This is a genomic window from Leuconostoc falkenbergense (assembly GCF_014634805.1).
Lineage (GTDB): Bacteria > Bacillota > Bacilli > Lactobacillales > Lactobacillaceae > Leuconostoc > Leuconostoc falkenbergense.
Genome location: NZ_BMBS01000011.1, coordinates 1 through 26,089 on the forward strand (window position 1 = coordinate 1; position 26,089 = coordinate 26,089).

The window sequence follows — 26,089 nt, forward strand, 5'->3', positions numbered from 1 at the left end:
TGAATATTTAGACATAGAAAAACCCAATAACTTTCTGGACATTTTTTTATTTTGTCCAAGTTATTGGGTTCACTTCATGTGCCAAAGTTAGCAAAGCTTGTTAAGAAAATTGTCAGTACGGCACGAGCATGTTCATTAGCGAAAACGCCTTTCCCTGCCATGATTGACTTTGAAACTTCACCCATAACAACAAATTCATTCGTTACTAATTTAGTACCCATGAAGCGTGCCAAACGGAAAGCATCTTCAGCGCTGAAACCAAGCAACCATGCAAAAGGAAACATGATAACACCAAAAATATTTTCAAGTGTCACCCAGTGGAATCCAGTCAAACTAAACAATTGGTTGATTAAGGCTGCCAGAGAAACAAAGGCAATCACAGTAGCAGTAATAATCAAAATCAACTTACCAGCACCTAAAATTGAATCACCTAAGAATGAGAAGAAAGGTTCTTTCTTTTCACCTTTTTCAGTAATATTAACAATTACATCTTCTTCCGCAGTTACCTTAGTTGGATTTAGAATAGCAGCGACAATAATAGCACCAAGAATGTTCAATGGAATCGCAGTTAGTACATACTTTCCCGGCACCATTTGTGTGTAAGCACCAATGACAGCAGAAGTGACACAACTCATTGACATCATAGCCAACGTAAAATTACGACGGGCTGACATGCTATCTAGTTGTGACTTTGAAACGGCCAACACTTCAGTGTTACCCAAAAACATCATTTCAATTGAGAAAAATGCTTCAAATTTTGGCTGCCCAGTGATAAAAGCCAGACCTTTACCAATCCATTTGATGAGCCAAGGTAAAAATCCAATATAAGTCAAAATATCGAACAAAGGTACAACTAACAAAATTGGCAACAATGCCGAAGTCACAAAGTTTGGTCCGCCATTGTTAGCTGTCAACCAATCTGGCAATGCAAAAGCGATTCCCTGTGATGCAACTGAAACTAACCAATTAAAGCCATCAGCTGCACTTTGAACCGCAACTTGACCAGCTTTAAATTGTGTGAAAAATCCGGCAAGTGCAATTTCAAGAATTAACACAATGCCAACGGACCGCCACTGAATATTCTTTCTGTCATTAGACAGAAGCGCTGCAATGGCAATGAAAACAAAAATGCCAAGTAAATTAACAATTAAAAACATAACCTATTCCTCTCTTGCAAAACAATAATTTTTAAGTAAAACGTTTAACCGAAAACAGTGTAACATATTTATTTTGAAATTGGAAGCGTTTTCAAAAAAATTACTGGTACAATAGATACTAAGTATGAGAACAAGGAATGAAAAGATGCATAAGATATCCATTAAGGACGTGGCAAAAAAGGCCAATGTCTCAATTACAGCTGTTTCACAAATTTTGAATAATAAGGGAGAACGCTTTTCAGAAGAAACTATCAAAAAAGTGTTACAAGCTCGTGATGAGCTGGGATATGTGCCAAACAGTGCCGCTCGTAATTTAAAGGTACGGCATAGTCGTTTGATTGGCATTATCGTCCCCTCATTTAGAATGCCCTTTTTTGCTGATATCATTCAAAGTATGCAGGACAACGCACCTGAAGACGTTAACCTTGTGTTCATCGGATCTACTGCTGATAACTTGCAAAGTTCAATTTATTCATTAGTGGAACGTGGCGTTCAGGCTTTGATTTTTGGCCGTCCAATACCTAATCGCGATGTTGTGAATGCTTTTTTAAAAAAGCGCCATATTCCTTATCTTGTATTAGATCAGAATGCCGATATCAACGCACAAGACATGGTACAAACCAATGAATTTACCGGTGGTAGCTTAGCAGCAAGCCATCTACTTTCTTTGGGCCACCGAGATATTGCCCTCATATTACCCAATGAATTAACCGATAATATGCGCCAGCGTCGCGCCGGATTTTTAGATACACTGTCAGCTGCTAACGTGACGCCTGTGTCAGTTATTTCATCAGCGCTCTCTAAACACGGCGGGTTGGCTGTCGTCCACCAATTAATACAAAGTCAGGCAACAGCTGCTTTTGTATTAAATGATGAAATGGCAATTGGTGTCTTGCGTGGTTTAACATGGCAAAATGTTAAAGTACCTGAAAATATGTCAATTGTTGGTTATGATGATACTGACTACGCTGAATTTATGGTGCCATCATTAACCACTATCGCGCAACCAGTTGCCGAAATTGGGCAATCAGCACTGAATATGATTTTGCAACGTCTCGCCCATCCTAATCTTCCTTACCAAACCGCGTTTTTCGACGTTAAATTAGTCATCCGAGAATCCACGGCCAAACTATTATTGGACTAATCAAAACAAAAACATGTTATGTTTCCCCGAAATCTAAAGTAGTTTTCGGGGATTTTTATTTGCTTGACTTAAACATTTTTTTAATTTATAATAAAGTCCTAACTCAGGTAAAACGTTTAACCTCATTTTATCTTAAGGAGTAAACTATCATGACAAATAAAGTTCTGATCATTGGTAGTCTCAATATCGACACCATTCAAATGATTGAACGCATGCCACAACAAGGCGAAACAATTGCGGTTCAAAATCAAGCTAGTACCTTTGGTGGTAAAGGCGCAAATCAAGCTGTGGCAGCTGCACGTCAAGGGGCAGATGTTACTTTCATCGGCGCAGTCGGTGATGACGAACGTGGCCGTGCCTTTAAGCAATTATTAGATGACGAAGATATCAGCACAAAGTATATTTTTACTAAAAAGCAACCAACTGGTTCAGCAACTATTATGCTGGAAAATGATGGTCATAACACAATCATGGTATACGGCGGTGCCAACATGGCCCTTAGCGTAGCTGATATTCAGCAAGCCAAAGAAGCTATCGCCGAAGCTGATGTTGTTGTCGCGCAATTAGAAGTCCCCACTGCTGTTGTGGCTGAAGGGTTTGCCATTGCGAGAAAACATGGCGCACTGACTATTTTAAATCCAGCCCCAATTACGTCACATTTAGATGATACAATAATTCTAAACACTGATTTAATCATCCCTAATGAAACGGAGGCAGCAGCACTTGCGGGCACTGAACCAACAACCGCCCCTGAAAAATTACCTGCACTCGTTGACCAACTGAAAGCAAAGGGATTACACAACACCATCATCACGCTTGGGGGCGATGGCGTGTACTATAACGTCCATAATCAACACAATCAATTACCCATTTTCAAAGTCAAAGCTGTTGACACCACGGCAGCCGGAGATACTTTTATTGGTACGGTTGCCGCCAATATTTCTGCAAATATGACTGATTTAGATATGATTGTTACACGCAGTTGCTTCGCAAGTTCGTTGACAGTCAGTCGGTCAGGCGCAATTGTATCCATTCCCAACAAACAAGAAGTTGACGCAGGACTTGCTAACCAAGCAAAAGTGACGACTAGAGGCTAATAATGACTGATAAAAACTTACAAAAAAAGCAAGCTGCTGAAGCGGCCTTACAATATATTAAACCAAACATGATTGTCGGATTAGGCACAGGCTCGACTGTGTCATATTTCCTAGAAGCATTGGCAAAAGCAGATATCAATATTGTCGGCGTCACAACTTCACAAGTCACTAGCCAGCACTGTGCTGAGCTCAACATTCCCATTGTGGATATTGACGAAGTCGATCATATTGATGTGACTGTCGATGGCGCTGATGAAGTTGATACATATTTGAATGGTATCAAAGGTGGCGGTGCTGCCCTCTTAATGGAAAAAATTGTCGCTAAAAACTCTAACGAAAATATTTGGATAGTTGACGAAAGTAAAGTTCACGCAACTTTAGGTAGTTTTCCGCTACCTATTGAAGTGATTCCTTACGGTAATGGCCAATTATTCCGTCAATTTACCGACCTAGGATTCTTTCCTAAATTAAGACGCCAAGCAAATGGTGACCCTTTAGTTACTGATGCGGGTCACTACATTATTGATTGCCATTTAAATAACATTAACAATCCTTATGCATTAGCGGAATATTTAGAAGGTCAAGTAGGCGTTGTCGAGCATGGCCTGTTCCTTAATATTTGTGATCGTGTCATTATTGGTGGTGAAACTGTGACAATCAAAGAACGTCAAAAGACGAATACGGAGCAAGTTTAATGTTATTTTTAATCATTGCTCTGGGCGCCGGATTAATTTTAGCCGCACAAAACGCTATCAATGCGGAGTTAAGCGCCTGCCTTAAATCCCCAATAGCCGCCAGTTTTCTAGGCTACATCGTTGGTACACTATTTCTATTCGTATTAACAATTATAATTGGTGACTTTGCTAAAATTGCTGATCTCTTTTCAGCACCATTGTGGTTACTCAGCGGTGGCTTGTTTGGCTTAGTCTTTGTCACAAGTTGTATCATACTTTTTCCAAAAATTGGTGCGGTTGAAACCGTCATGTTACCCACACTAGGTCAAATTGTCGCTGGTATGTTATTTGAAACAGTTGGCTGGTTCAACGTTGATATTATTCCCATGACGTTACTGCGTATTGTTGGTCTGATCGTGTTATTATTGGGAACTTACATTGTCGTTGTATTAGCCACTCAAAGGAAAACACTCGCCAGCCGTACGCAAAACAATCAAACATCCTCACGCTTGGTCTTGCGTTTATGGGCGTTTGGTGCTGGTGTCTTATGTACTGTGCAATCAACTTTCAACGGACAACTCGGCAGCCTAATTGACAACCCAACAGTAAGTGCACTCTGGGCGTTTGTGATTGGTCTCATTGTACTCGTTTTCCTCAAACCCAACACATGGCAAGTCTTCATTCGTGGCGTTAAAATGCCACAATCTTGGTCAGCCGGTGTTGCTGGTAGTACATTTGTGACCCTAATGTCACTCCTAATTCCTAAATTAGGTCCCGGTTTAACCGTCAGCATTTCAACACTAGGTGTTATGGTTGGTGCAATGTTAGTGCAACAATTCGGCTTGTTCAAATCATCACGTCAAAATGTCTCAGTGACTCAGGTTATCGGCATTTTGATTATGTTGAGCGGCATTATTTTAATAAAAATGTTCTAAAAAACTGTTCAATTCTAACGTGACATTAACGTTAAAATTGAACAGTTTTTATTATTTAACACCACTTGCTACATCTGCATGATAAATATAAGAACGTGTCATTGGTAAATTAGTGCTTGAGGCACCTTTCGTCAACAAATACTGAACAACGTCAATATTGCCTGATTCAAATGACGCAGCACAAGCTTGCAAATATAGATCCCACATACGATAGAAACGCTCACCGTATCGAGATATCACACTTTCACTGACATCGTGAAAGTTGTCGGTCCAAATTTCAAGCGTTTTTTGATAATGTCGGCGCAGCGGCTCCAAATCATCAACCTGCAAATGGGCGTCCATAATATGGTCAATATTCTCTGCCAAATTAGGAATATAACCGCCCGGGAAAATGTACTTATTGATCCATGCATCGACACCAGCACCTTTATGTTGGCCAGTGATACCATGAATCAAAGCAGTACCATTTTCAACAAGTAATTGGTCAATTTTTGAAAAATAGGCCGCTAGGTTTTCTTTACCAACATGTTCAAACATGCCAACTGAGGTAACATGATCGTATTGCTCTTTTAGCTCGCGATAATCTTCTAGATACACATTTACTTGACCCGTCAAACCTTCTGCTTTAATTTTGTCTGAGACAAAGTCATACTGTTGCTGACTTAGTGTCACACCAGTAGCCTTTAGACCGTACTCTTTGGCAGCTGTGAATAACAAAGTTCCCCAACCGCAGCCAATGTCTAGTAGTGTTTCACCCTCTTGGGCGTGCAACTTGTTGAGAATGTGACGTACCTTATTCATCTGTGCAGCTTCCAAAGTGTCACTTTCACTGGCAAAATAAGCACAAGAATACGTCATGGTTTTATCCAACCACATCTCATAAAAATCATTACCAATGTCGTAGTGACTTTGCACATCATTTTTGCTGACTTTTTCAGAATGTGAGTGCTTAGGTATTAATTTAGAAAACTTGCTGTTATTGAAAAAGCTATCCTGTGAGCGGTAAGCCAACGTAACTAGTTCTTGCAAGTCACCTTGAATCTCGATTTTGCCATCCATGTAGGCTTCACCAAAAGTAAGTGAAGCATGGGCGACAATTTCCTTGATGGGAATGAGTTCATGCATAATGATTTTGGCAATTGATTCGCCTTCCCCAAAATGCACTGTTTCACCATCCCAAAATTCAACGTCGATTGGGGCGTCAAAACTGGACTTTAAAATTTGCTTGTAAATCGCTTTGTCAATCATAAATTCCCCTTTTCTAACATAAAGCTATTTTAGAAAAGCATGAATTAAAAGTCAAATCAAAACAATATCACAATACCAATTCTTAAAAATTAAGATATCAATAAATAATACAAAATTCGGAATTTTTCTGGCGCCCAGTCAGTCAAACACGGTTCATTACGATAAAAAATTCATTTTTTGTCAATAAATTAACAATGAGATTACGATGTTAACTGTCGTAAACTAAATTGAGATTCATGAAAGCAAATTTATGGCGTAATTCTGTCAGGATTTGTTGTTTCTGCTGTGCTAATTTTTTCAGGTTAATGCTGTCGTGAGATGAACCGTTAATCAATACTCGTACCCTAAAAGCCATTCCTGTTTTGTAAATAACACATGACTTAACTAAAATATCATCCGTAAGATTTGTTCGAACAACATGCTCAACTTTTTGCTGAACTTGTTTATTTTGAAGCACGCCGCCACTAATTTCAATAAAAGCTAGCTTAATCACTTGGAAAGGCATTTTGATAGTAAAAGCAATTAAGGTTACCGTGACAAAAAAATCGCCAGTATACAACAAAAAATGTAATGGTGAATTGACTGGAATAAAGAAAATCAGCAAGGCTGCTAAGCCAATACCGGAAGACATAATGCCATCAATTAGTGTTCCTTTTGTTTCAGTCAATAACATCGTACTACTATTGTTGATTTTCTTATTTTGTCGCGCATAAAACCATGATAAAGTGAAAGATAAACATACCATTACCATTTCGTATGGTAATACAGGTCCCACATTCATCATTTGCCCTTCCCCAAAGGCAAAATAACGATAGGCTTTAACGCTGACAGTAATCACTGATAAAGACAATAGAATGATTGTCAATAGCGACTGACATAAAGAAAATATCGGTTCTAAAACAAATAAACCATCCGGAAATCGTTGACTCTTTTTGCTACTAACTTTTGAAATAATAATGGATACTATTCCTGAAACCAGTGTAATAACAGTAAAGTAAGCATCTACAAATAGTGCTTCAATATCGGTAATTAAAAAAACCGTAATACCTGACACAGCCATAATGCTATTAATCAGAATGCCCAGCCACAAGCCACGTTGTTCAATTCGTTTTTGATTCATTTGAACTTCCTTTACAAATTACGATCAACTTTAAGCATTAGTTGTTGCAACTGCTGTTGCTCTGATTCGTCTAAAATTGATATCGCATCTAAGAATACCTGATCAAAGAGGCGATAATTCTGTTGACAATGTTGTGACATTTCTGGACTTAACGTCAGAAAAATCACTCTTTTATCATGTTTAGACGGCTTTTTAACCAAGTAACCAGCGGCGACAAATCTTTTGACAATACGTGTCGCCGCAGGTTTTGAAATACCCGCTTGATCTGCAAATTGAGTTGCTGTTGTTTCTAATTGACTATACAAAATATCTAAATAATATTCATCATTAGCCGACAACTCCGGAAAAAGCTGACTTCTTGTCGGACTATTTTGATAATTAATAGCCACTTTGTCATACAGTTTTGAAAACAGTTGACTAATTTGTTCCATTACACCACCCCTAAGTAGTTAACATAAGTAGTTACTTTTGTTAACTACTTATGTTAACTATACCACTGAAACTTCATTTGTCAACAAAAAAGATATTTCTATTCTTTTGTTGTATGAACCGTTAACACTTCTTGAATTAACTGATCATGAGCTTCGATGGGTATATTTTGTTTAATCTGTGGACTTAGCGCTAACGCAATTGTCTTTCCAGTATAATTTACCAAAAATCGGTCATAGTATCCTGCACCAAATCCAAGACGAGCGCCACTTCTTGTAAATGCTAAACCTGGAACGATTACCATATCAATTTTGTTGGCTGATACAGCTACTTCGGTCACAGGTTCTCGAATTGACAACTGACCTGTCTGCAAGCTAGAACCATCATCAAATGGCACAAATATCATTTGATGATTAACAATCTTAGGGACAACAGTTTTTTTGTTTGCTGACCAAGCAGCTTCAATAATCGGCGCTGTATCTAGTTCTATTGGCATACTCAATGTCACAGCAATCGTCCCTGTCTCCTGCCAAGCAGCTGTCTCAAAAAGCAGCTGATAGAGTCGATTTGATTCAGTCTGCTTTTGATGTATTGATAATGTTTTTAATGCTTCTTTTTGCAGTTGCCGTTGTTCGTTTTTATTGATCATAATTTCACCAAAAAAGCTGGCTAAGCCAGCTTCCATTTTATTCAAACAAATGTGACATTGCCAACACTTCTGCGTCACGCTTGACTTGCTTTAACACTTTCTCATCATCATGATGATGAATAGCTGTTACAATCAGTTCTGCAACTCGACGTGCGTCATCTTCACTAAAGCCACGCGTCGTAATTGCTGGAGTACCAATTCGAATACCAGAGGTCACGAAAGGACTGAGTTGTTCATTAGGTAATGCTTCTTTATTGGTCGTAATTGATACTGAATCAAGTAGCTCTTGCGTTTGCTTACCGTTTAAACCGGTTTGGGTCAAATCCAAGTTAAACAAGTGATTATCTGTGCCACCTGTAACAACACGAATATCGGTTGTATCATTGAATACTTCAGTCATTGCCTGCGCGTTGAGGATGACTTGTTTTGCATACGCTTTAAATTCTGGTCGTAATGCCTCACCAAATGCAATAGCCTTACCAGCAATAACATGTTCCAGTGGGCCGCCTTGTGATCCAGGAAAAATAGCTGAATTAATTTGCTTTGCATACTTTTCCTGTGACAAGATGACACCACCACGTGGTCCACGTAGCGTCTTGTGTGTCGTTGAAGTGACAACATCAGCAACGCCAACTGGGTTAGGATGCAATCCTGCCGCCACGAGCCCTGCGATATGTGCCATATCAACCATCAAATATGCACCGACTTCATCGGCAATATCACGGAACTTTTGAAAATCAATAATACGTGAATACGCAGAAGCACCAGCAACAATCATTTGTGGCTTCACCTCACGTGCTTGCTTGGCAATTGCCTCATAGTCTAGTCGCTCAGTTTCAGCATCAAGACCATAAGTATAAGACTGATACATTTTACCAGAAAAACTAACCTTGGCGCCGTGTGTTAAATGACCACCAGCATCCAAATCCATCCCAAGAATCTTATCGCCTGGCTTCAAGAATGCCATATAGGCAGCTGCGTTAGCTTGAGATCCTGAATGAGGTTGTACGTTTGCATATTCAGCACCAAATAGTTCCTTAAGGCGATCAATAGCGAGTTGTTCCACTACATCAACATACTCAGTACCACCGTAATAACGTTTGTAAGGATAACCTTCAGCATATTTGTTCGTTAACACAGAGCCTTGTGCTGCACGAACAGCTTTTGAAGCAAAATTTTCGGAAGCAATTAACTCAATTGTCCGGTTTTGACGGGCACCTTCTTGTTGAATGGCGCTCCACACTTCAGAATCTAATTCACGATATGACATTACGTTCTCCTTGCATTTAATATAATTATATTATACACGCAAACGTTCATTATTTTGTCCTAATATCGTACATTTTACCGAAATATTGTGTCTTATTTATCAAAGAGTTCGGTTTTTAAAGATTTTAAAATATCATTTGGTGTAATTACTTTTTGATGCAAGATTGGTTTATCAAATAAAGTTAGCACCTGACTTGGAATGTCTGTATTTGTCTTACTTGACAAATTTGTCAATGCTTCAGCGCCTTCAATTGGCTTATCACCAAGCGCTGATAACATAGTCTGTGGGAATTTATATGGGCTCGCAGTAGCCGCTAACAGAGTTGGCGTTGCTTGATTACTGATTGACTGATATACATAGCGCCCAACAGCAGTATGAGGATCAATCAAATAATTGGTTTGATTAAATACCGACAAGATAGTGTCGCTCACTTGTGCTTGTGTTGCAAAGCTCGATTTGAACTGTTTCAAATTGCGCCGTGTGCGTTCAGACAATTTGTATTGACCTTCATTAGCTAATGCTGTCATATATGATTGAACTTCTGAAGCATCACGATCACTGGCAAAGTATAACAGTCGCTCTAAATTGCTCGATACTAAAATGTCCATCGCTGGCGCATTTGTGACTTTAAAAGGTCGCTTGCTATCATAAACACCGGTAGTAAAAAAGTCTGTCAAAACATTGTTTTCATTTGAAGCAACCACAAACTCATTAACTGGCAGCCCAATCTGGCTAGCATAGTAAGCCGCCAAAACATTACCAAAATTACCGGTTGGCACAACAATATTAATTTTATCCCCAACCTTGATATTCTTTTGTTTAATTAGTTGAGCGTAACTATAAAAATAATAAACAATTTGTGGCACTAGTCGACCAATGTTAATTGAGTTTGCCGACGAAAAACGCATGTGATGATCAGCTAGTTCTTGAATGAGTTTTTGATTGCTCAATAATGTCTTAACTGCTTTTTGTGCATCATCAAAATTACCCGTGATTGCTGTGACATGAGCGTTTTTACCAGTTTCACTTACCATTTGTTGACGTTGAATATCACTGACACCAACTTCTGGATAAAACACCACAATTTCCGTGTTCGGTACATCAGCAAATCCGCTCATAGCCGCTGTCCCAGTATCACCAGAAGTCGCGGTCAAAATGACGACCTTATCACTAATGGCTTGCTTTTTGGCTGCAGTTGTTAGCAGATGAGGCAAAGCCTGCAGTGCAACATCTTTAAATGCTAATGTCGGGCCATGAAATAGCTCGATATAATGTAAGTTATTTTCTTGATGTAAAGTGATAATTTTCTCATTATCCCATTGACGACCATATGCCTTACAAATAATATGATCGATCTCAGATACGCTGAAATCGTCAAAAAAAGCATCAAAAATTTGTGTTGCAATTTCTGTATACGTTTGATGGCTAAGTGTGTCCCAATCTACTGATATTTCCGGCCACGCTTCTGGTACATAAAGGCCACCATCTGGTGCAATACCATTCAATATAGCCTGACTAGCAGAAACTGCTGGTGCTCCCCCGCGCGTTGATATATACTGCATTTAATTAAGTTCCTTTATTGTTATTTTAATTTATTATAACAAATCTATTTATTTGTTGCTTTAAAAATGATAAAATTATAAGACATTAAATATAAAAGGAAAAAAATATGGAACTTGGAATTGGTCTTTTTGGGCTTGGAACAGTCGGCACTGGTGTCGTTAAAATTTTACAACAAAATGCACCTCAAATTACAGAACGGACTGGCGCTAATTTGGTAGTCCGTCATGCTGTTGTACACAATTTAAATAAAAAGCGAACCGGATTTGTCCAAGATTTTCCAATTACTGACCAACCTGCTGACATTTTAAACAATCCTGATATTCAGATTGTTGTGGAAGTCATGGGTGGTGTTTCAGGGGCCTACGATATCATTAAACAAGCGATTACTGCCAAGAAGCACGTCGTGACTGCTAACAAAGATCTTATCGCTAGTCATGGTCAAGAACTTGCCAATTTAGCTAACGAAAATGGCGTTGACCTTTATTATGAGGCTGCCGTAGCCGGTGGTATCCCAATTTTGCGAACGCTTGCGACTAGCTTTACTGCAGATGAAATCACTCGTGTAGCAGGTATTATTAATGGTACAAGTAATTTTATTTTGACACAAATGGCATCAAATGGTTTGACATACGATAATGCTTTGGCTTTGGCACAAGAAAAAGGATTTGCTGAAGCTGATCCTACTAATGATGTAGCTGGTTTCGACGCCGCTTATAAACTCATTATTCTTTCAAATTTTGCTTTCGGTGTACAACCCGTTTTGGGAGATGTTAGTATCAGTGGCATCACGAACTTAACGGATTTAGATATCGAAGATGCCCAAAGTTTTGGCTATGGTATCAAATTACTTGGTGTTGCGCAACGTGTTGGGGATTCAAATAACGCCATTAGTATTGAAGTGGCCCCTCACCTAGTACCTTTTGATCATCCATTAGCGACAGTTCATAATGAAAACAATGCTGTCTTGGTTAATGGTGAGTCCGTTGGCGAAGTCATGCTTTATGGTCCCGGTGCGGGTGAAATGCCAACTGCCAACTCCGTTTTAAGTGATTTGACAAATGTTGCCACAAACTACACGCCAGGTAAACCATTCAACACATTTAATCAAAATCTTGATTTAGCCAAACCTTCTCAACGTGTGGCACGTCGATTTGTGGTCGTTGATGTCGCTGATACACCCGGTGCTATGTACTCAGTGACAGGTATGTTTACTTCGGCAAAAATTAGTTTCACCGATTTAAAACAAACACCGGCCAAAAATGGCTATGCACGCCTTGTTGCACTCACATATCCTGCCTCAGACGCACAATTAAACGTCATTAAAACAACTATTCGTAATGCAGACGGCATCAACTTAGTCTCGGAGTACAAAATTTTCTCATGATTACAATAAAAGTACCAGCCACAAGCGCTAACATTGGTCCGGGATTTGACTCTTTGGGCGTGGCTTTAAATCTATACTTAACACTTGAAATTCACGAACCCACGGACACTTGGGAAATCATTCATGATTACGGCGATAGCATGCCTTCTGATCAAAATAATTTTATTGTTGCAACGGCGTTGCGTATTTCTCCTCTGCTAAAACCACATCGACTAGTCGTGAAATCAGATATTCCACTTGCACGTGGCCTCGGGTCTTCTTCATCAGCTTTAATTGCTGCCTTGTCAATGGTTAATATTCTGGACAATAAGCACTATACTCAAGATGATTTACTTCAAATTGCAACAAAATTGGAAGGCCATCCAGACAATGTTGCGCCTGCCATATTTGGCGGTGCTGTCGCTGCATTTTATGATGGCACAACAGTCTTTCATGCCCCATTGCATTTTCCCGAGTCATTAAGTTTTGTTACTTTTATACCAGATTACCAACTCTTAACGGAAAAAGCACGTGCTGCTCTACCAGAAACCTTAGAATTCAAACAATCAGTTGCTGCAAGCGCAATTAGTAATACACTTGTAGCTGCTCTGGCTGCCAATAGTATCGAAACTGCACGGCAACTAATTGAACAAGATCAATTTCATGAAAAGGCGCGAGCACATCTGGCCCCAGAACTAGCCATCATTCGGCGTATCGCTCATCAGCAAAATATTATTGGTACTTATTTATCGGGTGCTGGCCCAACTATTATTTCTGTTGTTGATGAAACGGAAGCTCAGCAATTAATGACGGCGATTGATTTGGCCCAATTACCCGGAAAAACATATCATCTACATACTGATTTTACCGGTAGTATAGTTCAAACAAATGATTAGGAGGATGCGTGTCAATTAGCGCGCAATATCATTATGAAAGTTACAAAATTCGGCGGTTCATCTTTGGCTGACGGTCAACAACTTAAAAGAGTTTTTGATATTATCCGAGATGATTCAGAACGCAAAGTTGTTGTTGTTTCCGCACCGGGGAAACGTTTTAAAGATGACACTAAAGTAACTGACTTACTTCTCAGTTACGCTAAAGCAACAATCGAAGACACAGATGCAACAGATATCATTGAAGCCATCAAACATCGCTATCATGCAATTGGCGACTTTTTTAACCTGCCAGACTACGATCTAGCTGATTTAGATGAACAAATTGATCACCTATCAACGAAGCATTATCGCTCTTTTGATTACTTATACGCCGCATTCGCAGCTCATGGTGAATATCTGAATGCACAATTAGTAGCTAAAGTTTTTACTCACTTGGGTGTTTCAGCAAGATTTATTGATCCAAAAGAAATTGGTTTATTGGTTGATGATAACGCGCGCCAAGCAACTTTTGACACGAAATCATACGATACTATTGCTGAACTCGATTTATCAACATCAGAGCGTTTAATCGTGCCCGGATTCTTTGGTTATACTAAAAACGGTGATATGGCAACCTTTTCCCGAGGCGGATCAGATATTACCGGTGCCATTATGGCACGTGGCCTACGGGCTGACTTATATGAAAACTTCACTGATGTCAGTGCAATCTATGCTGTTAACCCCAATATTATTGACAAACCCGCTGCAATTGATCAAATGACTTACGATGAAATGCGTGAATTGTCGTATGCTGGCTTTGCCGTATTTCATGATGAAGCAATTATCCCAGCTATTCAAGGTGGCATACGTATTAACATCAAAAATACCAATGAACCAGATGCTCCAGGGACATTTATTGTCCCCCCAACTGAAGTTCAGCAATCGCGTCCCGTAACGGGTATTGCCAATTCTAACCGTTTTGCCGCACTATATCTCCATCGTTATTTATTAAACAAGGAAGTCGGCTTCACACTCAGAATTCTTGAAATCCTAAAACGTCATCAAATATCTTATGAACACATGCCATCAGGTATTGATGACTTAACAATCATTTTTGACAAGACGCTCTTAACACAAGAAAAAATAGATGGTATGCTAGCTGACATTGCATCGGAAATTAAACCTGATACGCTCAAATGGCTCCCCAGCTACGGTATTATAATGGTAGTTGGTGAAGGTATGCGAAATCGTATTGGTGCATTGACTGAAATTGTATCACCCTTAAAAGAACACCATATTAGTTTACAAATGGTCAACCAAGGAGCCAGTGAAATATCAATCATGCTTGGTATTCAGCCAGACCTGTCAGACCGTGCTGTCAAAGCAATCTATGAAAACATATTTAAATAGTTAAAAGGGCTCAAAATTTGAGCCCTTTTTATAATGTATTAATAATTTTCTATTAAACGCTTCGTAAATAATGACGCAAATCATCAGGGGATAATTGGTTATCAAGACCAATCAACAGCTTCAAACGTGCTTTAGGACCATTAATACTGCTGGCAAAAATGACACCTGCTCGTTCTAATTGGACGCCACCACCTAAATAATCATATACAGGCTCGGCTACACCGTTAAAACTTCGTGAAACTATCACAACAGGAATGCCCTTTTCTAGCACAACACTTACCCCCATTGCGGCTTCACGGGACAAATTACCGGCGCCCAATGCCTCAATAATCAGACCGTTAACATTAGCGTCAGCCAATAATTGGAATAATTGACCATCCATTCCAGCATAAGCCTTTAAAACTGGTATATTCTGGTTAACCTGCTGAATTGGTAAAACGTGACGTCGCGGCAAATCATAAAAATAGATTACTTGTCTTTTAGTGAGTAGGCCCATCGCGCCACTAATTGGTGAAGCAAAAGTTGCCACGTTAGTTGTATGGGTTTTAGTCACAAATCGAGCCGCGTGAATTTCGTCGTTCATGACAACCATCACACCACGCTTTCGTGAAGCTTCTGAAGTTGCAACACGCAAAGCTGATTGATAATTATATAAACCATCAGAACCTAACTCATTAGAAGACCGCATTGCACCAGTCATCACAATTGGAAAATCAACTTTAAGGGTACTATCCAAGAAAAAAGCAGTTTCTTCTAATGTATCCGTACCATGTGTAATAACCACACCATCAAATTGGTTGCCTGCCGCTAAGATTCGCTGCTGCAACTGCAACATATGCTTTGGTCCGATATGTTCACTTGGCAGGTTAAAAATACTTTCAACCTGTAACACAACATCTGCTATCTCTACCTGATCTTCAGTTAATGGATTGACAACACCGGTCTCAACATCACCATCTTCGTCTTCATGCATTGAAATTGTACCGCCAGTGTGCAAAACTAGTATTTTTATCATATATCTGTCTTCTTCCTAAAGTTTATGAGTTGATTTTGCCATGAGTGCATTTGTTCAATAAATACTTTTGCTCGTGGTTTCAGACCAACTTGATTTTCATAAATATAATCAATAACCTTTTGTAAGCCACGTTTCGTTTTAGTAGACATTTTGATTTCATGGACTTGCCGCATATCAATAATACTAAATTGTCTTAAGTAAAAAACCGTTTTCTGATCCAACATAAGTCGATGTTCGTCTAAATCAAAATGTTCTTCAGAAATGATGCCATTATACTTTTCCGAGTAATCAAATCGACCGTCAGTTTGACCACTAATGGGATCAGCCCGCCAATTGGGGGCAATACCGAGCGGTACTAGTAGTTGAATTTCAAAAATATTTGCGATTACTTGCGGATCTAATTGCTCATCTAATTTCTCTAAGGCAATTGCTAACTGATTATACCAGCGCGTGATAATTTGATTTTCTTCAAAAGTTGCATCAATCAAACTCACAATCAAGGCAGCATAGGCATTAACCTCAATATCATCAACTAATCGAGAAAACATTTTCGCCGATTGAACATCGTTAATATAACCTAGACCACTTTCTTTTTTTGGCCAAGCCCCTTCAAAGGTTACCAATGTGTAAGGCTGAACACCGCCAGCTAATTTTGATTTAGGCCGCTTGGCTCCCCGCGCCAAAAAAGTCCGCAAACCAGCCGTTTCAGTTAGTATGCGAACTAATAAATCATTATCCTTATACTGTTTTGTGTTTAACACAATGCCATTAATTATTGCCATAACACGAAGCCATCAAATTTTCCTTGATGAAATTTATTTTGCAAGATGATTTGTTAAAATTAATAATCGTCTTCACTGTAACCCAATGTTTGTAAGGCTTGTGGCCGATCACGCCATCTCGGCTCAACTTTCACCCATGTTTCTAAGTAAACTTTGTCACCCATCAAACGCTCAATATCTTTTCGGGCACGAGTGCCAATTTGCTTAATCATTGCACCTTGTTTACCAATGATTATGTGTTTTTGCGTTGGTCTCTCAACAATGATTGATGCTTGAATATGAATTTTTTCTTCATCTTCACGAGCAATTTTGTCAATGACAACCGCAACAGAATGCGGCACTTCTTGGCGAGTTAATTGTAGCACCTTTTCACGGATCAATTCTCCGATAACAAATCGTTCAGGGTGATCAGTCAATTGATCTGAATCAAAATATTGTGGTCCTTCATCCAAATTTGCCACAATATTATCTAATAATTCAGGAACATTGTCACCTTCAGTCGCAGAAATTGGAAACACTTCTGTCCATTCTGGTGCATTTTCTTGGTAACTAGCAATAACATTTAACAAATCATTTGGTGCTAATAGATCAATTTTATTAATTAAAAGGTAAATAGGTGTGTTTTTCACTTCTTTTAAGCGATCAATAATAAAATCATCCCCTCGCCCTCTCGGCATTGAGGCATCAGCCACAAACCAAATTGCATCAGCTTCATGCAAGGCTGAAAAAGCAGACTTAACCATAAAATCTCCCAAAGAGTTTTGCGGTTTATGCACACCTGGCGTATCAATAAAAACAACTTGCGCATTGTCGGTTGTGTAAATACCTTGAATTTTATTTCTAGTCGTTTGTGCCTTATCTGACATAATGGCAATCTTTTCACCCACAATACGGTTAAGTAATGTAGATTTTCCAACATTAGGTCGACCAATAATGGCCACAAATCCTGATTTAAATACATTCTCTGTCATAATATATTACGGCGCCTAGGCCTATTTTCTCCTAAAAATCTATCTACTAAAATTATGAATAAACTGCGAAAAGTTCGTCACAATACCAAACTGACGCCAAACATAGGGCTGAAAAACAATCAATAAAATAATAATTTCAAAAGCGACCGCAGCTAAAACACCACCAGCAGCAACATCTTTTGCTAAACCGGCCAAAGGATGGTAACGTTTCTCAACAACTAAATCAACTAATGCTTCAATAATGGTATTCAAAAATTCACTCGAAATGACTGTAAAGACGGCAACTGTCACCCACAACCAATCAGAACGAACCAAACCATAATGCAAACCAGCGATTAATATTAAAAAGCCTAAAAATATATGAATCCTTAAGTTACGTTCACGAACTAGAATCATCCAGATGCCATGCAATGAATTTTTTAAAGCACGAAAAAAGGAACTATTCCTTTGTACTTTCTTATTATAATCTTTTGGTGCACCCTCTAATTGTTTATCGTCTAAGGCCATAATCGTCTAAAATCTTTCGCTGTAAATCAAACATTTCTTTCTCTTCGGCATCCCCTAGCATATGATCATACCCATTCAAATGTAAGAAACCATGAACAACAAGGAAACCGAGTTCACGTTCATAACTGTGACCCAAATACTCAGCCTGTGACGCGATAATATCAACTGAAACTAAAATATCACCGATGTTCTTTGCTAATTCTTCATCCATTTCCTCATCGGGCAAGACAGGAAAATCATCACCATCTTCTTCAATGGCAAAACTAATGACATCAGTAGGTTTGTCAATGCCACGGTAAGTTTTGTTGTAGCGATGGATTTCGTCATTATTCATGAATGTTACTGACATTTCAGTGTTGTCAGGCAGTTTCAAATAGCGGCCCGCATAATCTAACACTGCACGGACTAAATCTTGATGATACTGACTAACACCATCTTTTGTTTGATCAATAATGGCTAAATCCATTAGTTTTTTTGCTCCTTTTTTAATGCTGCTAGCTTTGCATCAGCTGCTTCGTAGGCGTTGACAATCAACCCAACTACTGGGTGTCTGACAACATCAGCACTACTGAAATGAATAAACGAAATACGGTTCACATCTTTTAAAATGTGTTGCGCTGCAATCAATCCAGATTTTGCACCACGTGGTAAGTCAATTTGTGATACATCACCATTAATAATCATTTTGGACCCAAAACCTAATCGCGTCAAAAACATTTTCATTTGTTGATTTGTTGTATTTTGTGCTTCGTCTAAAATAATAAACGCATCATCAAGTGTTCTCCCACGCATGTAGGCCAATGGTGCAATTTCAATCACACCACGATCCATCAATCTTTGCGTTTGCTCAGCACCAACCAAGGTATTCATTGCATCATATATTGGTCGCATGTAAGGGTCGACCTTTTCTTTTAAGTCCCCCGGCAGAAAGCCAAGCGACTCGCCAGCTTCAACAGCTGGTCGCGTAATAATTATTTTCTCGACTTCCCCACGTTTTAGCGAAGCAATTGCCATAACCACAGCTAAAAAGGTTTTTCCAGTTCCAGCTGGACCAATACCAAAAGTGACGTCATTTTTCCGAATTGACTGAATATATTGGCGTTGTCCAAAGTTTTTAACGCGAACTGAGCGTCCTTTATTATCACGAATCAGTACTTCCGAGTATAAATCTCCAAAGTATTCAAGTGTGCCACGCTGCGCCATCGTTGTAGCGCTGACAACATCAGTCGCCGAAATACTAATTTGATGCTTAATTAAATCAGTCAGTTCTCGTAAAACTGCCTTGGCGAGCGCAACCTTGTCCTCGTCACCAGATATAGCAACTTGATCCCCACGGGCATGAAGCTGTACATTCAAGCTCTCTTCAATCAATCTCAGAAAACTATCATTAACACCGACCAATTTTGTTTGTTGTTCGGAATTTTCAAATGTAAAAAATTGCTGAATTTGCGTTGTCAAAAAGCAATTCCCCTTAAATGTATTTCCTTCATTTTACCATATTAGCAAGGTTGATGGTAGTTAATGTCCTAGTTTATGAATAAAAAAAGAGCCAATGGCTCTTATGATTCTACTGTTAAATCATGCATCAATGTATCGTAACCTTTTGATTCCTCTTCGGGTGTTAAGCGTAATGGTGCTGCAATAATCTCAGTTATTTTGGCTAGTAAAAATGTTCCGATTGCTGCAAAAGCAACTGTAAACAATACTGCAACAAGCTGTTTCCAGACTAGTGAGGCATCACCGTTAATCAAACCCGCAACAGCTCCGACTTGTTTGTCAGCGAATACACCAGTTAGAATAGCACCAACTGTGCCACCAATGCCGTGAATACCAAATGCATCCAAGGTGTCATCATAACCAAAACTGTTTTTTACAAAAGTAATGCCAAAGAATCCAACAAATCCTGCAAGGAGACCCATAATTACTGCTGCCCACGGATCCACAAACCCTGCAGCTGGTGTAATCGCCACCAATCCCGCAACACCACCACTCGTGATACCGGACAAAGTCGCGCGTTTGTGCCATTGATATTCAGCTAATCCCCAAGTTAATACCGCAACTGCAGACGCCAACCATGTGTTTACCAGTGCTAAAACAGCCGTTCCATTGGCCGCTAATGCTGATCCTGAGTTGAAGCCAAACCAACCAACCCAAAGTAAAGCGCCACCGATTAAAACATAAGAAGGTCGAACGGGTACATGTTGATCATTATGACGGTGCCCAATCATTAATGCCAATACCAGACCAGTAACACCACTGGAAATATGAACAACTGTACCACCAGCAAAATCAATTGCACCCAATTGTGCAAGTAATCCGCCGCCCCAAACCATATGAGCTAGTGGCGAATAAATAAAAATCAACCACAAAGTGATGAACACAAGCATTGCCTTGATACGAACACGACCAATAACAGAGCCGGTAATGATTGCAGCTGTAATTATTGGAAACATACCTTGAAATAGTGCAAAAGCACCATCAGGAATCGTTAAACTCTTAGTGGAGTGTGTGAAGGAAACATTTGTCATAAACAAGTGCTTAAAATTACCAATGACACTACCAGAACCACCAAAAGCAAGAGAATATCCAATGACAAACCACACCAATGTTGCAATACCAATAATCATAATTGGCACAAACATTGTATGTAACAAATTACGTCTTTCACCTAATCCACCATAAAACAACGCAAGTCCAGGCGTCATAACCCAAACAAGTGCTGCTGAAATTAATACCCACGCCAAATCTCCACTATTCATACACCTACTCCTAATTTCTAATTACTATCAATATTAACAGGTATACCAATTTCAGGAATTAATTATGGCAGGTTAGCTTACACGAACTTTCTGAAAATTTTTCAAAAAACTACTGCTAAGCACATTCGCTTAACAGTAGTTTAAAGTGGATTAAAAAGTAATATTAAACAGTTTGAACAGTTAACATATTAGTCGTACCAGATTGTGACATTGGTACACCAGCTGCAATAACAATTGTATCACCAGTGTTAGCTAATCCTTGTTCTTTAACAGCCTTCTTAGCCAAATCAACCATTTCATCAATGGTCTGTGGCGCATCATAAACAACAGGCACCACACCATAATTCAAAGTCAAACCACGTTGCACGCGTTCTGAATAAGTAACGGCCAAGATGTTAACATCTGGACGGTGCTTTGAAACCATACGAGCTGTGTAACCAGAGTTAGTTGAAACAACAACGGCTTTAGCACCAACGTTACGTGCAATACGGGCAACAGATGCAGCCACGGCCTCAGTTGAGTCTGTTTCATCAAAGATGATGTCTTCATGACGGCCGTTTTCACGTAATGATGTTTCAGCTTTTTCATCGATAGCAGCCATTGTAGCAACTGCTTCAACTGGATAGTCACCATTTGCTGACTCACCTGATAGCATTGTTGCATCAGTACCATCAAACACAGCATTGGCGACATCGGAAGCTTCGGCACGTGTTGGACGTGGATTTTCTTCCATTGAGTCAAGCATTTGTGTTGCAGTAATAACTGGCAAACCAGCTTTGTTCATCTTACGAATCATGTCTTTTTGAACCAAAGGCACGTTTTCGGCAGGAATTTCAACACCCATGTCACCACGTGGTACCATCAAAGCATCTGAAACTTCCAAGATAGCATCAAGATTGTCAATACCTTCTTGTGATTCAATCTTAGGAATGATTTGAACATGTTCCATGTTCTTTTCCTTTAACAATGCACGAATTTCAAGCACGTCTTCAGGCTTACGAACAAATGAAGCTGCAATATAATTAATTTCGTGATCTAAACCAAAACGAATGTCATCGGCATCTTTTTCAGTGATACCTGGCAAATTAATTGAAACACCTGGTGCGTTAACACCCTTACGTGATCCCAAAATACCATCGTTATCAACACGAACAACCAACTCACGGTTAGCAGAGTCTTTTTCAATGACAGTTGTACCAAGCAAACCGTCGTCAAACAAAACTTGACCACCCTCTTTAACATCATCAAACAAGCCCGCATATGTAACAGCAATCTTGTCTTTTGTGCCTTCAAGGTTTTCATCCATTGCAATGCGCAAAGTATCACCAGTATGGAATTCAATTTTTCCATCGGCTTGCTTTGTTGTACGGATTTCGGCACCCTTAGTATCCAACAATAGACCTACTGTCTTACCAGTAATCTTTTCGGCTTCGTGAACTGCATTCATGCGACCCAAATGTTCTTCGTGGTCACCGTGTGAAAAGTTGAAACGGAACACATTGGCTCCAGCTTGGATCAACTTGACAATTGTTTCGACATCAGATGATGACGGACCAAGTGTTGAGACGATTTTCGTCTTTTTCATGGTTAAATAGCTCCTTAATTATCTTGGTTGTTGCTTGTGCAACTTTACCCAAACTCTATTTTATACATTCTTAAGCATTTGTACAAGTCATAATATCAACGAGTTTTTCTGAATATAACGTTTTCTTCGCCTATGATTGGCGCTACTTCAAGTATGATAACGGTTTCATCAGTCATCCAAAAAGATTCATCTAATTGTTGATTCTTACCCTCTTGTTGCCAGTGAATGATGACTGGATTATTACCATGATGTTTCGCTAATACCTTGATCAACTTTTCTCGATTATCTGGTGTGTCGTGCGCAACATCAAACTGCAAGTACCACGTTCCTTTTGAGTGTGGCTTTGTTATTGTTTGAATTTGATTTGCAACAATTGCTAATTCACCACGAGAATCTAGCTCGGATTTGCCAATAATTTGAAGAACTGTACCAACACTTAAGATATTTTGAATGTTTTTAAACAAATTTGGAAAAATCGTGACACTAATAGCGCCTGTTAAGTCTGATATGGTAGCAAATGCCATATCATCACCTTTTTTTGTACGAATTTGTCGTATTTTATCCACAATTCCTAAAAAACGGACCGATTTATCTGGCACTGTTAAATCACCAATCAGATTGTAATTTTCATTGAGAATTAACTCTCGGTAGGCGTCAAGCGGATGACCAGATAAATTGACACCGATGGCTTGCTTTTCGCGTTCTAATCTTTCTTGTAATGGTAATTCAGGGAATTTTTTAATTTTTGTTTCTTGTAAGATGAGGTCACCAAATGCCGCACCTTCAATCAAACTATTACTATTTTCAATCAATTCATTACGATTGTAACCAAATCCATCTAACGCCCCTGAATAAGCGAGTTGCGCTAATGTTTCTGTTTTCCGCATCTTTTCAGGCATTCTTCGTACAAACGACTGAATGGTTTGGAAGTTTCCTTGTTGTCGCTCATCTAGAACAGCCTTGACAAAATCGCTGCGAATACCACGAATGTTGTTTAATCCCATTTGCAGTTGACCATCATTGGATGTCCAAAATCGCTGCGATAAATTAATGTTCGGGGCTAAAACAACTATCCCTCGTGATTTAGCCTCAGACACATACTGCTGTACCTTGCGTTGATCACCGATATTAGCATTTAAAAGTGCCGTATAAAATGCAACAGGATAATGCGCTTTCATGTAGGCAAGTTGAAATGCTAATTTACTATATGCAACAGCATGAGAGCGATTAAAGCCATAATTAGCAAACTCATCAACATAGGAAAAAATTTTCTCAGCTTGAGCTTCAGTATGACCGTTTTTCGTTGCACCATCAATAAATTGCTCATGCAAAGCCTGCATTTTGTCTAGTTTCTTTTTGGACATAGCGCTACGTAAAACATCAGCTTCACCTAGCGTAAAACCAGCATAGGCTTCAGCAACCAACATTACCTGTTCTTGATAAACAATAATACCAAATGTCGGTGCCAAAATTGTTTTTAGCGTTGGATCAGGAATAGTGACCGGTTCACGACCATGGCGACGCGCCACAAACTGGTGAATGTTCTGCGAAGGACCAGGACGATATAAAGCATTAACGGCAACAATATGCTCAAACATCACCGGCTTTAAATCACGTAGGACGTGCTTAATACCAGAAGATTCAAATTGAAAGACGCCGTTTGTATCACCTTTAGCAAACAACGCAATTGTTTGCTCGTCATCTAATGGAATTTGACTAATATCGAAGTTTTGTGGCAGGTGTTGCCGAGCGTGATATAACGCTTGACTCAAGATAGTTAAATTTTGCAATCCCAAAATATCAATTTTCAGTAGGCCGAGTTGCTCAACAGTATCTTTTTCAAACTGTGTTAATAATCGCCCCTCAGTTCCTGACTGAACTGGTAATGTATTTACTAGTGGCCGAGCACTCAACACAACGCCTGCGGCGTGGGTAGAATAATTTTTGGGCAGTCCTTCAATTTGACGGGCCGTTTTGAGTAGCAAGTCACCATGATCAATCGTTTGAATGGTTGCTAATAATTTGGGCTCTTTTAAGGCTGACGCAATTGAAACTTTGCGACCGTTTTTACCATCCGGTATGCTAGAGCTCAATTTGCTCAATGTCGGTACCGGCAAACCAAAGACACGCCCAACATCTCGCAACGCTTGCTTAGCTGCCAACGTACCAAATGTGATAATCTGACCAAAATTACGTTTGCCATACTTTTGATGAAGATACTCAAAAACTGCCTCACGTTGGCTAGGTGGCCAATCAATATCAATATCAGGCATTTGAACACGTTCAGCATTTAAAAATCGCTCAAACAATAAATTGAATTGGATTGGATCTACATCCGTAATTTTTAAACTATAAGCAACCAAAGAACCGGCAGCAGACCCTCGCCCCGGTCCAGTTTGAATATGATTATTTGAAGCAAAATTGACAATATCCCAAACAATCAAAAAGTAATCACTGAAACCAAGCTGATCAATAACATCTAATTCATGCGACAACCGTTTTTCATACTGTGCAACAGATACATCACGCTTTTGTAAACGCTTTTTGAGGCCGTCAAACGCAGTTTGTCTCAAAAATTGTGAACTACTTAACCCTTGTGGCGTTTGGAATGGTGGCAAAGCTGTCTCGGAAAACGAAATGGATACTTGGCTCTTTTGAACTAATTGTTCATTGGCTTGATAAGCTTTCTGCAAATCAGCGTTCGCTGCATAGGCCGACTGAATTGCTGAAATATCTTGTAAAATATGAGTACCACGTTGATGCGACATTGACACAATGTCCGTTAATTTGGAATTAGAGTCAATCGCCTTGAGTACTTGTGATGTAAAATCATCGTCAGGATTTAAATAATCAACGTCATCAGCCGCAATAATTTGCGTATTGTTTTGCTTACTGAATGCAATTAATTGTTCTTGCGTCTTTGGTGCCATTTGTGTATTAATGCCAAGGTATAAATGACTTGAATCAATTAACTGAATCAGTTGTTGCCAGTAATCACCAGTTGCTTCATACTCAGCACTAATCAATTGGCTAAGCTCACTTGTACTTGGCAAAATGACGTTGATGCCTGATAAATGATCGACTAAAGTTGAAAATAACATTTCAGAATCATTTGTCATGCGTGCTGAAGACAACCACATCAGATTCTGATACCCAGTTTGATTTTCGGCAATCAATACCAAAGGGAAAGTAGTGGCAGTATTGACTAAGCCATTCACCATTAATGTCAGTCCAAATAAAGGTTTAATCTGATATTTCTGAGCACTGCGATACCACGCAACTGCCCCATACATGACATTAACATCTGTCAACGCAACTGCCTCATAACCACGTGACTTAGCTGTCTGTAAAATTTGTTCAATTGTATTTGGATTTTTTAGTAAGCTATAACTGCTCAAAATCTGAAGCGGTGCGTACATTTTTCCTCCCTAATACGAACATCTGTTTTATTTACTTAATTATACAGGATTTTGTAGTAAATGGGTTGCACTTAATCAAATCTAAGTGTATTATAACTTTAAGTAAAGAGGTGAAAA

23 protein-coding genes are annotated in these 26,089 nt (G+C 39.2%); 7 read left to right on the top strand and 16 right to left on the bottom strand.

What is annotated here, in order from left to right; translation table 11 throughout:
• Positions 1-74 precede the first annotated feature (74 nt).
• A complete protein-coding gene (locus tag IEU71_RS03455; protein WP_004913185.1) occupies positions 75-1,157 on the bottom strand; it encodes a NupC/NupG family nucleoside CNT transporter in 1,083 nt (360 codons plus the stop codon).
• Positions 1,158-1,302: 145 nt separating this feature from the next.
• Here IEU71_RS03455 and rbsR point away from each other — a divergent pair, with 145 nt between their 5' ends.
• The 4 genes from rbsR (at position 1,303) to IEU71_RS03475 (ending at position 5,007) form a co-directional block, all read left to right on the top strand.
• Positions 1,303-2,301 carry a ribose utilization transcriptional repressor RbsR gene (gene rbsR / locus IEU71_RS03460; protein ID WP_004913180.1) on the top strand — a complete coding sequence of 333 codons (999 nt, stop codon included), beginning with the start codon at positions 1,303-1,305 and terminating at the stop codon, positions 2,299-2,301.
• Positions 2,302-2,450: 149 nt separating this feature from the next.
• Complete coding sequence (gene rbsK, locus IEU71_RS03465; protein ID WP_004913178.1) at positions 2,451-3,398, top strand: ribokinase; 948 nt, start codon at positions 2,451-2,453, stop codon at positions 3,396-3,398.
• A gap of 2 nt (positions 3,399-3,400) precedes the next feature.
• Positions 3,401-4,093: a ribose-5-phosphate isomerase RpiA gene (gene rpiA, locus IEU71_RS03470; RefSeq protein WP_004913174.1), complete on the top strand. Its 693-nt coding sequence runs from the start codon at positions 3,401-3,403 to the stop codon at positions 4,091-4,093.
• On the top strand, positions 4,093-5,007 hold the full coding sequence (locus IEU71_RS03475; protein ID WP_188349629.1) for a DMT family transporter: 915 nt from the start codon (positions 4,093-4,095) through the stop codon (positions 5,005-5,007). Before rpiA ends, IEU71_RS03475 begins: the two co-directional genes overlap by 1 nt.
• A gap of 51 nt (positions 5,008-5,058) precedes the next feature.
• On the opposite strand, the gene IEU71_RS03480 is transcribed toward IEU71_RS03475, so the two are convergent.
• The 6 genes from IEU71_RS03480 to thrC all read right to left on the bottom strand — a co-directional run bounded on the left by IEU71_RS03480 (position 5,059) and on the right by thrC (position 11,285).
• A complete protein-coding gene (locus tag IEU71_RS03480; protein ID WP_004913167.1) occupies positions 5,059-6,255 on the bottom strand; it encodes an SAM-dependent methyltransferase in 1,197 nt (398 codons plus the stop codon).
• 208 nt (positions 6,256-6,463) lie between these two features.
• The gene (locus IEU71_RS03485; protein ID WP_004913163.1) at positions 6,464-7,375 is read right to left on the bottom strand and encodes a cation transporter; all 912 of its coding nucleotides are present in this window, start codon (positions 7,373-7,375) and stop codon (positions 6,464-6,466) included.
• Between the two features lie 11 nt (positions 7,376-7,386).
• Positions 7,387-7,806: a MarR family winged helix-turn-helix transcriptional regulator gene (locus IEU71_RS03490; protein WP_004913161.1), complete on the bottom strand. Its 420-nt coding sequence runs from the start codon at positions 7,804-7,806 to the stop codon at positions 7,387-7,389.
• 98 nt (positions 7,807-7,904) lie between these two features.
• On the bottom strand, positions 7,905-8,453 hold the full coding sequence (locus IEU71_RS03495; RefSeq protein ID WP_036066837.1) for a 5-formyltetrahydrofolate cyclo-ligase: 549 nt from the start codon (positions 8,451-8,453) through the stop codon (positions 7,905-7,907).
• 37 nt (positions 8,454-8,490) lie between these two features.
• Positions 8,491-9,723: a serine hydroxymethyltransferase gene (glyA, locus tag IEU71_RS03500; RefSeq protein ID WP_004913157.1), complete on the bottom strand. Its 1,233-nt coding sequence runs from the start codon at positions 9,721-9,723 to the stop codon at positions 8,491-8,493.
• 92 nt (positions 9,724-9,815) lie between these two features.
• On the bottom strand, positions 9,816-11,285 hold the full coding sequence (gene thrC, locus IEU71_RS03505) for a threonine synthase (RefSeq protein ID WP_004913154.1): 1,470 nt from the start codon (positions 11,283-11,285) through the stop codon (positions 9,816-9,818).
• A 107-nt stretch (positions 11,286-11,392) separates the two neighbouring features.
• Between thrC and IEU71_RS03510 the strand changes: the two genes are divergently transcribed.
• Genes IEU71_RS03510 through IEU71_RS03520 form a run of 3 tightly spaced genes read left to right on the top strand, consistent with a single transcriptional unit; the run spans position 11,393 to position 14,934 of the window.
• Complete coding sequence (locus IEU71_RS03510; protein ID WP_004913151.1) at positions 11,393-12,670, top strand: homoserine dehydrogenase; 1,278 nt, start codon at positions 11,393-11,395, stop codon at positions 12,668-12,670.
• Positions 12,667-13,545 (top strand): homoserine kinase, encoded by an 879-nt coding sequence (gene thrB / locus IEU71_RS03515; RefSeq protein WP_004913148.1) that lies wholly within the window; start codon positions 12,667-12,669, stop codon positions 13,543-13,545. Before IEU71_RS03510 ends, thrB begins: the two co-directional genes overlap by 4 nt.
• A 33-nt stretch (positions 13,546-13,578) precedes the next feature.
• The gene (locus IEU71_RS03520) at positions 13,579-14,934 is read left to right on the top strand and encodes an aspartate kinase (RefSeq protein WP_004913143.1); all 1,356 of its coding nucleotides are present in this window, start codon (positions 13,579-13,581) and stop codon (positions 14,932-14,934) included.
• A 52-nt stretch (positions 14,935-14,986) separates the two neighbouring features.
• Here IEU71_RS03520 and IEU71_RS03525 read toward each other — a convergent pair whose 3' ends face one another.
• From IEU71_RS03525 to IEU71_RS03565, 9 genes are all read right to left on the bottom strand, one after another.
• Positions 14,987-15,949 carry an asparaginase gene (locus tag IEU71_RS03525; protein WP_004913139.1) on the bottom strand — a complete coding sequence of 321 codons (963 nt, stop codon included), beginning with the start codon at positions 15,947-15,949 and terminating at the stop codon, positions 14,987-14,989.
• On the bottom strand, positions 15,946-16,731 hold the full coding sequence (recO, locus tag IEU71_RS03530) for a DNA repair protein RecO (RefSeq protein WP_004913137.1): 786 nt from the start codon (positions 16,729-16,731) through the stop codon (positions 15,946-15,948). Before recO ends, IEU71_RS03525 begins: the two co-directional genes overlap by 4 nt.
• Before the next feature lie 59 nt (positions 16,732-16,790).
• A complete protein-coding gene (gene era / locus IEU71_RS03535) occupies positions 16,791-17,702 on the bottom strand; it encodes a GTPase Era (protein ID WP_004913135.1) in 912 nt (303 codons plus the stop codon).
• A 39-nt stretch (positions 17,703-17,741) separates the two neighbouring features.
• Positions 17,742-18,209 (bottom strand): diacylglycerol kinase family protein, encoded by a 468-nt coding sequence (locus tag IEU71_RS03540; protein WP_004913133.1) that lies wholly within the window; start codon positions 18,207-18,209, stop codon positions 17,742-17,744.
• Entirely contained in the window at positions 18,193-18,675 is a 483-nt protein-coding gene (gene ybeY / locus IEU71_RS03545) for an rRNA maturation RNase YbeY (protein ID WP_004913131.1), read from the bottom strand. Before ybeY ends, IEU71_RS03540 begins: the two co-directional genes overlap by 17 nt.
• Positions 18,675-19,667: a PhoH family protein gene (locus IEU71_RS03550; RefSeq protein ID WP_004913129.1), complete on the bottom strand. Its 993-nt coding sequence runs from the start codon at positions 19,665-19,667 to the stop codon at positions 18,675-18,677. The genes ybeY and IEU71_RS03550 overlap by 1 nt, the downstream gene beginning before the upstream one ends.
• A gap of 101 nt (positions 19,668-19,768) precedes the next feature.
• Positions 19,769-20,968: an ammonium transporter gene (locus IEU71_RS03555; protein WP_004913126.1), complete on the bottom strand. Its 1,200-nt coding sequence runs from the start codon at positions 20,966-20,968 to the stop codon at positions 19,769-19,771.
• Positions 20,969-21,131: 163 nt separating this feature from the next.
• Positions 21,132-22,553, bottom strand: coding sequence for a pyruvate kinase (gene pyk / locus IEU71_RS03560; RefSeq protein ID WP_004913124.1), 1,422 nt, complete (start codon positions 22,551-22,553; stop codon positions 21,132-21,134).
• Positions 22,554-22,648: 95 nt separating this feature from the next.
• Complete coding sequence (locus IEU71_RS03565; RefSeq protein ID WP_004913122.1) at positions 22,649-25,972, bottom strand: DNA polymerase III subunit alpha; 3,324 nt, start codon at positions 25,970-25,972, stop codon at positions 22,649-22,651.
• Positions 25,973-26,089: the final 117 nt, after the last annotated feature.